This window comes from Pectobacterium colocasium (assembly GCF_020181655.1).
Lineage (GTDB): Bacteria > Pseudomonadota > Gammaproteobacteria > Enterobacterales > Enterobacteriaceae > Pectobacterium > Pectobacterium colocasium.
Window position 1 is genome coordinate 4241012 of sequence record NZ_CP084032.1, and the last position, 13233, is coordinate 4254244.

Sequence of the window (13233 nt, forward strand, 5' to 3'; positions counted from 1 at the left end):
TTAGTAACTTGCTAATTCGACAGGTATGAACCTTGACGACGGTCCGATAACTGAGCCATCGCGCAACATGCTTAGCCCGCTGTAGAGATCCCTAACGGGCTCGACCTCTGGGAGATCATCCAACAAACGTCTATCACCTCTAGCGACCTTAACCAAATGCTCGAAGACCGAAAGCTCGACGCCCACAAATGTCCCCGAATGCCCCCCCAGCCTGAAGGGATTCCTGCTGCGGTGCGTGATCTGCACACCTTTTAAGTCAACTAACGGGTCGGTATCCTTTTCGTAGTAGCACCCTACGAAGTACCGCTGCTGGTCTTCAAAGGCGAACTTCCAGACGGTTACTAGAATTCTGCTCTGCCACTCTAAACGCCTTGATCTTCGGATGGCTAGAGCCAGATGGGGTTGCTCGATCTTCTCCAACGCATTACCGTAATGGCTGCCGATGATTTGTCCAGAGAGGTTGCGCGCGGTTTCTCCCGATATCGGCTCCCGGCCCTCTGTGCTTGGATCTTCTGCAAACAGCTTGGTCTGAACCCTAGGCTTAGACTCGGTTGCAAAGCGGGTAGCCACAATATGGCCTTTCACCCTGACAGCCTGGCCTTTGACGTCCAACACCTGAACCCGCGTGAACTGTTTCCGCCAACGTTCAAACTCTTTCGTATGGAACCCCACCGAGGTGTAGCGTCCCTTAGCCTCGGCAAGCACGACAGAACCCGCCCCGTCACTGCACAGGTAGTCAGGGATATCGTTTGGTGCGGTGCGCTGTACGGTAAACCCGCGCACATTATTGCTGGGGTTACCGATCAAACCATCCAAATGGGCGAAGTACTTAATCCCAACATGCTCATGCAGAAACCAGCGACAGAATGCCTGCCCCATCTCGCTGGACTTGCCCCGTCTGGCATTGGTTGATGCGCCCAAACCCTCACCTTGAAATCGAAACTTATCATCAGGCATCAAGAATCTCATGTGCTCAAACTGAGCAGGATCTGGAAACAGGGGCTGAATACCGTAGGTATCGAGGTAATAGTGGTGATACAGAGCGGCAAGATCCAAATCAATCACCGCTTTCACGCTCTGTGCGTTCTTCCCTTGGAGAGTATGAGGGATCGGCTGGTACTTGTTGAGTGCTAGTTGCAGCTTTTTCTTCATCATCAAATTATCTCGATTCCTTTTTCTACTTTGCCGCACCCGGGTGGGCGCTAAGCGCCAATTGCCCACCCAGCGCTCGCACTGTCAAAAAACACAACGTCTATCTCGCCCAGGCGATCTCTGAGGATCCGAAACGCGGTTTCACAGAACTGCTGATTACCCTGGTGTACCGAACACGCAATCTGAGTCACATTTGCTTGCGCAAGCCGTTGAAGTAAGTGCGTTTCCTGCTCACCCATTCCCCAGCCGAAGATGGTAAGGGTTCCCTCCAGCGAGGGGATAACTTCCCGATACACAGTGGATAGGTAGTAGCTGTTCTGGATCGCCGATAATTTCTGCGCTGACGTGCCTTCGCTCACAAACAGGGGGATGTAATTGCCAGTGTTCCAAGCACTCAGGATAGCCCCGAGAAGCCCATCGCCCTGGTCGTGAATTTTGCCTTCTCTGTCCAACACATCTCGACGCAGAGCCAGATTGCCGTGGGGGTAAAAAACCAGCGTATTGGTCTGTTCCCGAATGCTCCTCCTGAAGCGCTTCCAATCGTCATCAAAGTTTCCATTCAAGAAGCAGTCTTTGAACTGGTGCTGGTCCGGCAGGTCTAGCCCGTAGGTCATCGTCCAGTACACAAGCAGGTCGTAATTCAACGACAGAACCGTGCTGAACTGCTTCAGGAAGCGATACATGCTAGGAAGGCGTTCAGCCACATCGGCGTGCACAGGATGCACCGCACGCACTGTATCAATGAGCGCTCGGCGAATGTCCTGGTAAACCTGACGGGTGAGGTCGTCTGGGATCTGGAGCGCAGAATTGACCTTGGTTGCATGCCAAACGAGCCGCAGAGCCAACTCAAAGTCGTTCGTAGTGAATGACCTAAAAAGATCTTCTACTTGAGCAGTTAGCAAGCTCCGTTGGCGCGCCTCTTGAAGAAGCGCCTCATACCCGAAACCTCTATCAACCGCGATACTTGCGCCGTTACCGACCAGAACGGTGCCCCGCTCGAAGTCCCCGGCAATATCTTCCCATCTACGAATTTCGTATGGCATAGCCCCTTCCCTTGCTTCAAAACGCTCGGCCCTAACTTCAAGGCTGATCTTCAAACACAGTTTTACCACTTTCCTGCGGCCCCTTAAATAGCATCTGGACAGCAAAAAATGGTGTAGTCCAGCTTTTGGCCGATAGCGGACAGCATCAACGCAACGATATTATTGACTCACCGTTGGAACGTCGTACGTACACCAGGCAGCAAACTCATTATGGATTCGCTCTCCCACCTGCCGGCCTCCAGCATAGATACGAACATCAGTTGTGAGTCTGTCACTATTCTTATGGTTATTAGCTACGTGAACAACCACTCCTCGATGGGAGAGCGTGCTGAGCTTTCGGCCGAGGATATGCCAGCGCCCCATCACAAAGTGCGCAGGGCTGATCAGGATGTCGAAAGGAAGGTTAATTCCAGACTTCGTGATCCCATCCACCTGAAAGGCATTGATTTCACCACACAAGATGAAGGAGACACGTTGCTGCCCGATCTGAACTGTTCGGTGAGCAAAGCAGGATTCGAGGTCAAAAAGCTGCTGTTTTGTAGGTGATGTACCAAATACCTGTCGAGGTAGTCTAATTGTGGCAGAGGAAGAAATTAGAATGGGCGATGAATGCAGCTTTTCTCCTGACTCAAGGAAAGCCCATGCATCTTTTGGAAGAGTTTTGCGTATCCGAGTAATTGAGGGTGTGTTGTGCCAGTACCCAGGAAGGATAATCAAATCTGCATGTAGCTCTGATACCAAAGTCAGAATGTGAGTCGAACTAGACCTGTCAAGTGGAGCTATTGCAGTGATTTTCAAGATGACAGCCTGCAGTGGGTGGAAAGTGTGGCTTATACGAGCGTGATTCACTGGTTCAACGACACTGATGTGAGCGATTTCTCTTTCCTGGATCGCTATGCCCTCCACAAAACCCTGAAGGATGTATGTAGCAGTGGTGTTCACGCACCGGCCGACAGTTGGCGAGTGAGATCGATCAATTGCTACCGCACAAGTGGCAACAGATTTAACCACGTAAGACGTGATGATTACGACATGCTAAAGGGCTGACGGAGCTCGAGATTCTGCCTCTCATTCAATTGCCGGAATATGAGGCTCCGAAATCATCTGATACTCGTGAGGTGACAGCCTGACCTTGTAGACCGGAATATCAATTTCACTGCAAATCTTCATGATCCTGAGGGCATTAGGATCTGAGATTCTAGCGCCGAGATGAACGGCCTTCAGGGGGGCATCGACGTCAAAACCTTTGGCCTCACTACCGTCTGGAACAACCCAGCGCCACTCTCGCTCGTACTGCCAATCGATGGCCTTGCACAATGAGGCTACGATGCCATAAAACGCGTTAAAATCCTCGTCCCGACGCTGAGTTTTGAGAATGTGTGTAACGTCGAACAGTTGATTTGTGTATGCAACGGGCCAAAGCGTGAGTGTCGAAAGGTGGTTTCGATGAAGGCCTGTGAAATCGTACTCCATGGCGAACCCGGTATGGTTGTTGCCATAGTGACTCCACATCAGCACCGAATCCACACGTTCGCTCAGGCTGCAGATCTTGTAGCTGCTTTTGAACTGGTCAATGAGCCATGGGAGCTGTCTGGTATGGAAGTTCGACGCAAGAGCCTCAACCTCATGGAGCCATTGTTCAATGCTGGGGATGGGAGGCTCTTGAGCCGAAATCAGTGCCATCGCAGATGAATTCGGGTCTTTAGACTCGAGCACCCTGCCGACCTGAGCCTTGCTAAAGCCCAATTCATCGAGCTTTTCCCCAGAGGCAATCTTTCGATAGTCGGCCCAGAAAACCGTGTCGTAGGGATCATTGAACTCATTGGCTACGCTTAAATAGAGGGTCTTTTCAGCTAGGTTCTTGAATGCGAAGTCACTGCAGGTTCTGATTTTGAACAATCGAGAAGGCGTATGCAGTTGCCTTTCGTTAATAAGCTTCGGGATGTTCATGCCACTGATAGTGGCTGAGGAAAAATTTTCAATCAGTTCTCTTACCCAATCCCGCTCCATACGAATTCCTGAACCTGCGTGGTCTGTTTAGACGTGAGACGCTATCACAACTATCAATCGCCTTCTATTTCCTAGAGATATGAAAGCCTTCTACCCAAATCCATTCGCGTTGATACGGATGGCCCGCTTTTGGCTGACAGCGACCATTTGAGCTGGTGCGCTGTTCAATTGTAAGCAAACTTCACACTTCTGTCTGCTCTGCCATTTCAAGCACATCGTCGACTTCAATACCAAGGCATCGCACCGTGCCTTCTAACTTGGTGTGGCCGATGGCTCATGACGATCAACCCATGCGATTAAGGTGGGTGTACTCGTCATCCTCGATGCACCGAATCAAGTCAGGAATTTCTTTCAAGTCCATTGTGTATTCTTGGTACTCGAGTTTTGAGGGCGAATTCCCCATTTTTGCCAAGGACTCCTTCACAAGGTCGACCAAGTAATCTTTGAGGTAGCCAGCCAACGCTTGTCTGACGAACGGGGAAAGCCGCACCAGCGTTGGTTCTGCCGGTGCCTCATCAAGGATGACGGAGGTTTTGACTGATACCCCTAGTTTGGAAAATTCCGATTTTGCAAAGTGCAAGAATAGAGCGTCTGAAAAATCGAAGACTCGCGTTTTCAGTACCTTGCTATTCTCATCAACTACATGGATTTGAATGTTCATATGTTACTTCTTTTCCTGTTCTTTGCCTTCCGTGCTTCTGATCTCTGACTCTGGGATGACCGCCCAAGCGATACCTCTACTGTCCAGCAGTTCGATGGCTGGACCAGAGAACCTTACTGTTGTCAGGATGGCAATAGGTTCCACGCCAGCGACCTCTCGTTTTCTGATCATATCTTCAACGACGCTTTTGTGAACATAGTTAGTTTTCACCTCGATTGAGGGTGGCAGCACTTTTTTACTTTTCATCACACTACTCGTTGAAGGTCTTGTGAAGCTCGCGAATCATTTGCCTGACTATTTCCGCATCCTCTGGCTTGATCAGGAGGATGTCGCCTTCGGCACTGTTGCCACGGGTTCTTTTATTTTTTATGCCCTTTTCGTCCAACTTTTTGCACAGCCAACTGATTGTGTCACGATGAAGTTCCAGATGATAGATCATCCGGTCTTCATCTGTTTCGAAATTTTCACTCATCAAATTGCCCCCAGTGTATTGTCGATAGAACTGTACCCCAATCTGAACCTATGATCTAGGTGTGAAAAAAACACTTCAAAATCATGAATATCTTCAAGAACGACGTTCCTGAAGATGCCCTTTATGTCAGGAATGGTGAGATTCGAATCACTGTAAGCTTGGTACAGGCTGTTGACTTGGTTATCGCTCAACTTGATGTTGCTCGCGAGGCTGCTAATGCACCCAATCAGCTTTCTTATGTAGTCTTCGAAAACTTCCCGTTGTAATTTCTCGTTAACTTTGAGCTTCAGGCAAAATCTCCGCACAATGGCATTGTCGATTTTTTCTTGGACATTGGTCGCGGCAATGACGACCAATCGTGGATTGCTACAGGGATGAATCTTGTCTAGCTCCAGCATGAGGGCAGACATCGCCCTTCTTGATGCGTCGTGCTCATTGGCCCTGCTCCTTGACATGCAGAATTGGTCGATCTCGTCAATTAGGAGGATTTTGAACTCGTCGTCAGCGGTGTTCTGTCTCAGGTAATCGAAGACTCTAGCGATATTCTTCGAGGTTTCCCCGTACTCAGCGGACATCACTTGGGGAAAATTCAAGTAATACAGATTAGCATTATTGTTTGACTCCTTAATCTTGCTTAACAGCCTGTATGCAAGTGTCGTTTTACCCGTGTTAGGCGGGCCGAACAGCAAGATTGTCGGCAGAAAGTCCAAGGCTGCAAGCATCTCTTGAGAGGCCGGGGAGGCCGTCAACTCACAGAGTTTGTGCATTCTGATTAGCTGCAAATCATTACCATAGATAAACGATGAAGACAGCCTCTTTTCAATTTCGTGTGAGTCGATTCGAACAACAGGATCCATGATTTTTTCCGTGGTTACTGAGCAGGCCGCAATACTAACCCGACCCGCCCGGTTCTTCCCAAGTAAAACTCGCATCGGAAGCATCGGTTGCCATTCCGACTTCCATCGACGCAAGAGAGCGTGTTATGAACTTGGGCGCAGAGGGTTATCGTTGCCGAAGCGCCGCGCCTGCCTGACCGATGTGAGTTATGAAGAATAGACGTTTCCGCACCGTATTTGACGCGGATGGATGCATAGGCTCCACTGCACAAGTACGAGTTGAGGGTAATGTTCACTATGCTGCATTGGATGACACGAGCAGGAGTGCCCTGGTGTTTGTTGCCCAATGATTTTCCGCCTTGGGAGACGGTGTATCAGCAAACACTGCGCTGGCTACAAACGGGTTGTTTCGAGGCGCTGGTGCAGACCTGTGCTCGGTATTACGCGTGGTGCAACAGCGTCAAGGCCAGCCCAGTGTGGTAATCCTAGATGACCACACACTGCAATCGACGTGTGAGAGCGGCCCGCAGGGATAATTTTGCATAAGAAGCAGAACGCCACTATATCCACGTTTGGGGGGAACCGCATCGACCGCGGACTTGGTGATCTTGATCTTCGCCATGATGACTCCTCGAGCAATCCCGGTCTCCAAGAGCCCCATGGGAGCTACACGAGGGGAAGTCCATCTAGCCTTGTCGTAGTCCAGACAATTGCGGTACTGATGTCATCGTGACCCCCCCCACACTTCGTCTGCGTCAACGACGCAAAAAAAGGAAGGCACCCAATCCGCATTCTTTGCTGATCAAACCCACGCATCAGACGAAGGTATCAGCTCATCGCAACAGAGAGCTGAGCCATGTCACCCACACATTCAACCCGGCGGCTGTTCGTCAGTCACCTGCTGATCATTGCAGCCTTGAGCAGCGGATGCACAACAACCACTGCCCCGCCCCCCTCACCGCCCATTAAAGCCGTCTCCCCAGTTCCCGACGCGACGCAGGGCTTCATCCCAATCGTACGCTACGGGCGCTATACCCTTGTTGAACTGGCACCCAATGCGGCGCAACGCAACCTGCTGCTACAGGTAATTGACGTGGCAATACCCGAAGACGCCCGCGCCACTGTTGGTGATGGCCTGCGGCATGTACTCAAACGCAGCGGTTATCGGCTCTGTGAAACAGCACAGCCCCTCATTGAACTGTATTCACTTCCGCTCCCCGCCGCTCACCTGCATATGGGGCCCATGATCCTACGTGACGCTCTGCTGACCCTGGCTGGCTCAGCGTGGGATATGCAGGTCGATGACCGAGTGCGGCAGGTGTGCTTTGTACGCGCCAGCACAGATAGCGAAGTCAGTGCAGTTCCCCGCAACCTCCCAGCCGCCAAAGCAGATACATCTGCCCTGCCCTCAGGAGGTCAACCATGAGCAACGCACCTACAAGACTGAAGCGCACGGCCACCGCAGTCTCCTGGTTCCTGATCTATGCGTGGCTGAGTGTACTCACTGTTTTTATCGGCCTGAGCTATCGCACGATAGCCGAGCTCGCCGAACGTAAACAGGTCGATGCCAGCATGCAGCAAATTCGCGTACTGGAAGAAAGCGTGACAGAGCTGGCCGACAGCATGCAGGTACTTCAAACACACACTCTCCCTGCCAGCGCTACAGCCCTACGGGAATTACAGCAGAATCTGGAAAATCGCCTCGCTCAAATCGAGCAGAAGCAGGCAAACCAGGCTTCCACACAAGCCGTGCAAACGCTTCGTGACGAGCTTGAGCGGCTGAAGTCTCAACAGGACGTTGCCCGCTCCAGCCCCCCAACCACCCACAGCACCGCCAGTCCGACAGCGACAGCGCCCAGAAAAATGCCATTCCCGTTCCGCATTTTGGGGCTGGAACTGCGTGCGGGACAACGCATGGTCTCGCTGGCACCTACCAGCGGAAAACTGTCATCCAACCAAATCCAGCTCGTGTCGCTCGGCGAAACCGTGGACCAGTGGCGACTGGATGCCATTGAGGGTGACACCGCAATTTTCAGCCGCGCCGGACAGACACGCCGCCTGGCGATCCCCTGATGGAGAAGACCATGAAACGCCTGATGACAATCCTCATCGCAGTTGCGGTGACCGCCCTTCCACTTCCCACAATGGCACAGCAACCCACCACGATGCAGTCCCGTATCGTACCGACCCAGGTCGAACAGCACCGAGACGAGCCTCTGGCTCAGGGCTGGGGCCTGAATGCTGAGGAATGGCAGCGTTACCGCGAACTCATGGAGGGGCCGCTCGGCACATACTCACCCAACCTCGACCCACTATCAGCATTGGGCATCGAGGCACGCAGTGACGACGAACGACAACGCTATGCCGAACTGCAAGTACAGGCAGAAGCACGTCGCGTTGAAAAGCTGCTGGCCTATCAGCGTGCTTACGATGAAGCCTGGCAAAGGCTGAACCCCGGCATGCAGCGGGTGAACCTGCCGGATGCCGCCCCCAACAGCAACGCACTGATCGGCAATGGCCGCACGGCAGTGTTCGTCAAAGACGACTGCCTCTCGTGCACCGAGCACGTACAACGCCTGCAAGCCTCTGGGACTGAATTCGACCTGTACATGGTCGGCTCGCGGCAAGACGATGCGCGTATCCGCGATTGGGCCAAGCGTGCCCGGATCGACCCGGTACGGGTGCGTAATGGCACTATCACCCTGAACCACGATGCCGGTCGCTGGTTGTCTCTGAGCATACCCGGAGAACTGCCCGCCAGTCTCAGGCAGGTCAATGGTCAATGGCAACGCCAGCCCTGAACGCCATGCAGCGCCTGAATGTACTACTGGCGTACCTGCTGCTGACCAGTCTGGCCCAGGCGCAGGAAATCCCTCCACCCGCCTACCAGTTGGCCGCCCGACGAGCAGGTATTCCTTCCGTCGTCCTGTATGCCGTGGCGTTGCAGGAAAGTGGCGTGTACCGGAGAGAACGTATCGTGCCGTGGCCGTGGTCGCTGAATATCGCCGGCCAGTCACGCCGATATGCCAGCCAGGCGCAAGCCTGCGCAGGAGTGCATCAGGCTCTGCAAGACGTACCGCCTACACGCATCGACGTGGGCCTGGGGCAAATCAATCTCGGTTGGCAGAAGCACCGCTACCGCCAGCCCTGTGAATTACTCGATCCGTACAACAACCTGACAATCGCTGCGCAGATCCTCAAAGAGCAGCACACACCCGGCGAAGACTGGTTGCTGGCCATTGGTCGCTACCACCGACCAGCAGGAGGTGCTCCGGCGGCACGCTACCGCCGCAGTGTGTCGCAGCACCTTCAGCGTGTATTGGGACCACAACAGCAATTGTTCGCCCCCACTGTCAGCAAGGAGACCTCCCCATGACTTCCCGTATCGCTGCCGTATACGGCCTGTTCCTGACCATCACCACCGTACCGCCGTTGCTGCACGCGGCACAGCCGCCCATCGTGGTGGAAGACCTGGGCGGGGCATCCGCCCTGCCATACTACGAAGCGCTCAGTCTTCAAGCACGTTCACCCGATAGGCCACGCCCCCCTATTGCACTCTCCTCGGTGCAGGTCAATCCAGCCACCGAAGCGGATATGCTGCCAGTGCGCAGCCCGAAGCTCACCCCCGGCACCGTAGCACGCCGGATCATTGACGCTCCTGGCCTGCAGCCGTTCTTCCTGGTTGGCGACGATGAAGCATCGTCTACGTGGCTACAACGTCAGGGCGCATCATTGCGAGAGCGTGGTGCCGTCGGCCTGGTCGTCAACGTAGAGACCGAGGAGGGCCTGGTACGCCTGCGCACAGCCGTACCAGGTCTGCAGCTTGCGCCCGTTGCAGCCGATGATTTGGCCGAACGCCTTGGCCTGCGACATTACCCCGTGCTCATCACCAGCACGGGTATTGAGCAATAACACAATGGCACAGACTCAGCCGGTCGAGGTACTGCTGCGCCCCCCTGTGGAGCTCTACACCGTTGCCGTTTGTGCCGGAGCCGCGCTGCTGTGCGTAGCTGCACCGTGGTCGCTCGCGCTGAGTCCGGACATCGGCATCGGTAGCGCACTGGCTTTCGGGATCTTTGGCGTACTGCGCTGGCGCGATGCGCAGGTGATCCTGCGCTACCGCCGCAATATCCGTCGCCTGCCACGTTACGTGATGACAAGCAAGGATGTCCCTGTCAGCCAACAACGCTTGTTCATTGGCAAAGGGTTTCGCTGGGAACAAAAGCACACCCACAGATTGATGCAGACCTACCGACCCGAGTTCAGACGCTATGTGGAACCGACACCCGCCTACCAGTTGGCACGTCGCCTGGAGGAACGGCTGGAGTTCGCCTCCTTTCCGCTGTCGCAACTGCCCCGACTCACGACCTGGGATATCCCGCTCAATCCGGTACGGCCATTACCGCCTGTTGGCGGCTTGCCGCGCCTGCATGGCATCGAGCCGGAGGAAGTCGACGTCAGCCTGCCGCTGGGTGAACGCGTTGGCCACTCACTCGTCCTGGGCACCACACGCGTGGGCAAAACGCGGCTGGCCGAACTGTTCATCACCCAGGACATTCGTCGAAAGAATCACCTCGGTGAGCATGAAGTGGTCATTGTTTTCGACCCTAAAGGAGACGCAGATCTGCTCAAGAGGATGTTCGTCGAGGCAAGACGCGCAGGCAGAGAGAACGCGTTCTACGTGTTCCATCTGGGGTGGCCAGAGATCAGCGCCCGTTACAACGCGGTAGGCCGCTTCGGGCGAATTTCCGAGGTCGCGACGCGTATCTCGGGCCAGCTATCGGGAGAAGGAAACAGCGCGGCCTTCCGGGAGTTTGCCTGGCGGTTCGTCAACATCATCGCCAGAGCGTTGATTGAACTGGGACAACGACCAGACTACATGCTGATCCAGCGGCACGTCATCAATATCGACGCCTTGTTCATCGAATACGCACAGCACTACTTCGCCCGGACGGAACCCAAGGCCTGGGAAGTCATCGTTCAGATTGAAGCCAGGCTCAACGAGAAAAACATTCCTAGGAACATGATCGGGCGCGAAAAGCGCGTGGTGGCCCTTGAGCAATACCTCAGTCAAGCCCGTAACTACGACCCCGTACTGGATGGCTTGAGATCGGCGGTTCGCTACGACAAAACCTATTTCGACAAGATCGTCGCCAGCCTGTTGCCCCTGCTTGAAAAACTCACCAGCGGCAAAATTGCCCAATTGCTGGCACCGAACTATTCAGATCTGAACGACCCCAGGCCGATTTTCGACTGGATGCAGATCATCAGGAAACGCGCAGTGGTCTACGTCGGGCTCGATGCGCTATCCGATGCCGAAGTCGCCGCCGCAGTGGGCAACTCGATGTTCAGCGATATGGTCTCTGTAGCCGGACACATCTACAAATTCGGTATCGACGACGGCCTGCCCGGCGCATCGGCTGACACCAAAGTACCAATCAACGTTCATGCCGATGAATTCAACGAACTCATGGGTAACGAATTCATCCCGATGATCAACAAAGGTGGCGGTGCCGGCATCCAGGTCACCGCCTACACTCAAACCCTGAGCGATATCGAAGCACGTATCGGTAATCGCGCCAAAGCAGGACAGGTCGTCGGAAACTTCACCAACCTGTTCATGCTGCGCGTGCGCGAGACAGCCACCGCTGAACTGCTCACCAAGCAATTGCCCAAGGTGGAGGTCTACACCACAACGGTGGTCAGTGGCGCAACAGACAGCTCCGACATCCACACCAAAACCGACTTCACCAGCAACACGCAGGATCGCATCAGCATGTCAAGCGTGCCGATGATTGAGCCGTCACACGTTGTTCAACTTCCGAAAGGGCAATGCTTCGCGCTGCTGCAGGGTGGCAACCTGTGTAAAGTCCGCATGCCCCTACCCGCCCCCGATCCAGATGAAATCATGCCGACGGATCTTCAGCAATTGGCTGGTTACATGCGCCAAAGCTACACCGATACCGGTCAATGGTGGCAGAACCAAGGGTCGCCTACGCTACAGGAGCAAGCGATACCGCCTGAACTGCTTGATGAGGATGCCGACAATATTATCGACGAGAGTAAAGCGCCATGAGCGATCCAGCGGCTACGGCACAACATCAGCAGACACACCGGAAAAGCCTGCTGGCCAGTGTCATCACCTTGCCATTCAGGTTGGTTGGTGTGTTGATTGGTTCATTGCTGATCTCGATCATCGTGGAATGCGCAGGCATGCATCTTTTCTGGAAAGATCAGGGCTGGCAACACTCGCAGGCGATGCTGCAGTACGAATTGGGACACCTGTCGAATAACTTTACCCGCAGCGTCATCGTGCAGGAGCCGGGCCGCACGGCACACCAGCTCATTGACACCGGCTATGAATGGATGTTCATCAAGACCGGACTACTTGAGCGCATGAAGCAGACTGCCGAACGTGCGCGTGCTCCCAACCAGACACTCAGGCGCGACTTCCGCTACTTTGTGAGCCAAGTCTATGTGTGGTCGGAAAACTATCTGATCGCCGCAGCCTTCACCATACTGACGTTCATGGTGCGCTTGCTGGTGCTGGTACTGACATTGCCGCTCATTGTCATGGCTGTGTTTGTGGGCCTGGTTGATGGCCTGGTGCGGCGCGATGTACGCAGGTTTGGAGCGGGTCGAGAATCAGGCTTCGTTTACCACAGGGCAAAGGCCGCGTTACTGCCGCTGGCTGTGCTGCCCTGGGTAACTTATCTGGCACTGCCGGTATCAGTGCATCCGCTGCTGATCCTGCTGCCTGGTGCTGGATTGCTGGGCGTAGCGGTGGCGCTGACGGCGAGTAGCTTTAAAAAGTATTTGTAGCAGTGCTTGCTTATCAAGCTTTTATTTCTATTGTTCGAACATGACCAGCAATATTCTATGTTAGGACATAATGAAATCTGCCTATCGAAAACGAGCACTTATCTCGGGGCAACCATCCAACGAAAGTAAGTATTTACCAATTTCATAATGCTTCATTATTTTCATTAATTCGGACCTACGGCACAGAACCAAACTTAATCTGATAAGCAGCTCTGCACCATAAGTAGACGTTGTTAA

The 13233-nt window shown here is 53.8% G+C and carries 15 protein-coding genes and 2 pseudogenes; 9 read left to right on the forward strand and 8 right to left on the reverse strand.

Annotation, left to right across the window (positions count from 1 at the left end):
• A complete protein-coding gene (locus tag LCF41_RS19135; RefSeq protein WP_225085916.1) occupies nucleotides 1-1155 on the reverse strand; it encodes a hypothetical protein in 1155 nt (384 codons plus the stop codon).
• A 47-nt stretch (nucleotides 1156-1202) separates the two neighbouring features.
• Nucleotides 1203-2195, reverse strand: coding sequence for a DUF4917 family protein (locus LCF41_RS19140; RefSeq protein ID WP_225085917.1), 993 nt, complete (start codon nucleotides 2193-2195; stop codon nucleotides 1203-1205).
• Between the two features lie 210 nt (nucleotides 2196-2405).
• On the opposite strand from LCF41_RS19140, the gene LCF41_RS19145 reads away from it, so the two are divergent.
• Entirely contained in the window at nucleotides 2406-2741 is a 336-nt protein-coding gene (locus tag LCF41_RS19145) for a hypothetical protein (protein WP_225085918.1), read from the forward strand.
• Nucleotides 2742-3263: 522 nt separating this feature from the next.
• On the opposite strand, the gene LCF41_RS19150 is transcribed toward LCF41_RS19145, so the two are convergent.
• From LCF41_RS19150 to LCF41_RS19175, 6 genes and pseudogenes are all read right to left on the reverse strand, one after another.
• Nucleotides 3264-4205, reverse strand: coding sequence for a DUF2971 domain-containing protein (locus LCF41_RS19150; RefSeq protein WP_225085919.1), 942 nt, complete (start codon nucleotides 4203-4205; stop codon nucleotides 3264-3266).
• 181 nt (nucleotides 4206-4386) lie between these two features.
• A pseudogene (locus LCF41_RS19155) lies at nucleotides 4387-4476 on the reverse strand (integrase); the annotation flags it as partial.
• Nucleotides 4477-4488: 12 nt separating this feature from the next.
• Nucleotides 4489-4866 carry a hypothetical protein gene (locus LCF41_RS19160; protein WP_225085920.1) on the reverse strand — a complete coding sequence of 126 codons (378 nt, stop codon included), beginning with the start codon at nucleotides 4864-4866 and terminating at the stop codon, nucleotides 4489-4491.
• 3 nt (nucleotides 4867-4869) lie between these two features.
• A complete protein-coding gene (locus tag LCF41_RS19165) occupies nucleotides 4870-5112 on the reverse strand; it encodes a hypothetical protein (protein WP_225085921.1) in 243 nt (80 codons plus the stop codon).
• Nucleotides 5113-5116: 4 nt separating this feature from the next.
• Entirely contained in the window at nucleotides 5117-5338 is a 222-nt protein-coding gene (locus tag LCF41_RS19170) for a hypothetical protein (RefSeq protein WP_225085922.1), read from the reverse strand.
• Nucleotides 5338-6195: an ATP-binding protein gene (locus LCF41_RS19175; RefSeq protein ID WP_225085923.1), complete on the reverse strand. Its 858-nt coding sequence runs from the start codon at nucleotides 6193-6195 to the stop codon at nucleotides 5338-5340. The genes LCF41_RS19170 and LCF41_RS19175 overlap by 1 nt, the downstream gene beginning before the upstream one ends.
• Before the next feature lie 195 nt (nucleotides 6196-6390).
• On the opposite strand from LCF41_RS19175, the pseudogene LCF41_RS19180 reads away from it, so the two are divergent.
• The 8 genes and pseudogenes from LCF41_RS19180 to LCF41_RS19215 form a co-directional block, all read left to right on the forward strand.
• Nucleotides 6391-6704 (forward strand): annotated as a pseudogene (locus LCF41_RS19180) (transposase); the annotation flags it as partial.
• A gap of 326 nt (nucleotides 6705-7030) precedes the next feature.
• On the forward strand, nucleotides 7031-7600 hold the full coding sequence (gene pilL2 / locus LCF41_RS19185) for a PFGI-1 class ICE element type IV pilus protein PilL2 (RefSeq protein ID WP_225085924.1): 570 nt from the start codon (nucleotides 7031-7033) through the stop codon (nucleotides 7598-7600).
• Nucleotides 7597-8247 (forward strand): hypothetical protein, encoded by a 651-nt coding sequence (locus tag LCF41_RS19190; protein ID WP_225085925.1) that lies wholly within the window; start codon nucleotides 7597-7599, stop codon nucleotides 8245-8247. Before pilL2 ends, LCF41_RS19190 begins: the two co-directional genes overlap by 4 nt.
• An 11-nt stretch (nucleotides 8248-8258) precedes the next feature.
• Nucleotides 8259-8975, forward strand: a complete 717-nt coding sequence (locus LCF41_RS19195) for a TIGR03759 family integrating conjugative element protein (RefSeq protein ID WP_225088229.1) — start codon at nucleotides 8259-8261, stop codon at nucleotides 8973-8975.
• The gene (locus tag LCF41_RS19200; RefSeq protein WP_225085926.1) at nucleotides 8957-9550 is read left to right on the forward strand and encodes a transglycosylase SLT domain-containing protein; all 594 of its coding nucleotides are present in this window, start codon (nucleotides 8957-8959) and stop codon (nucleotides 9548-9550) included. The genes LCF41_RS19195 and LCF41_RS19200 overlap by 19 nt, the downstream gene beginning before the upstream one ends.
• Nucleotides 9547-10086 (forward strand): integrating conjugative element protein, encoded by a 540-nt coding sequence (locus LCF41_RS19205; RefSeq protein ID WP_225085927.1) that lies wholly within the window; start codon nucleotides 9547-9549, stop codon nucleotides 10084-10086. Before LCF41_RS19200 ends, LCF41_RS19205 begins: the two co-directional genes overlap by 4 nt.
• 4 nt (nucleotides 10087-10090) lie before the next feature.
• Nucleotides 10091-12250: a type IV conjugative transfer system coupling protein TraD gene (gene traD, locus LCF41_RS19210; protein ID WP_225085928.1), complete on the forward strand. Its 2160-nt coding sequence runs from the start codon at nucleotides 10091-10093 to the stop codon at nucleotides 12248-12250.
• Nucleotides 12247-12996, forward strand: a complete 750-nt coding sequence (locus LCF41_RS19215; RefSeq protein WP_225085929.1) for a TIGR03747 family integrating conjugative element membrane protein — start codon at nucleotides 12247-12249, stop codon at nucleotides 12994-12996. The genes traD and LCF41_RS19215 overlap by 4 nt, the downstream gene beginning before the upstream one ends.
• Nucleotides 12997-13233: the final 237 nt, after the last annotated feature.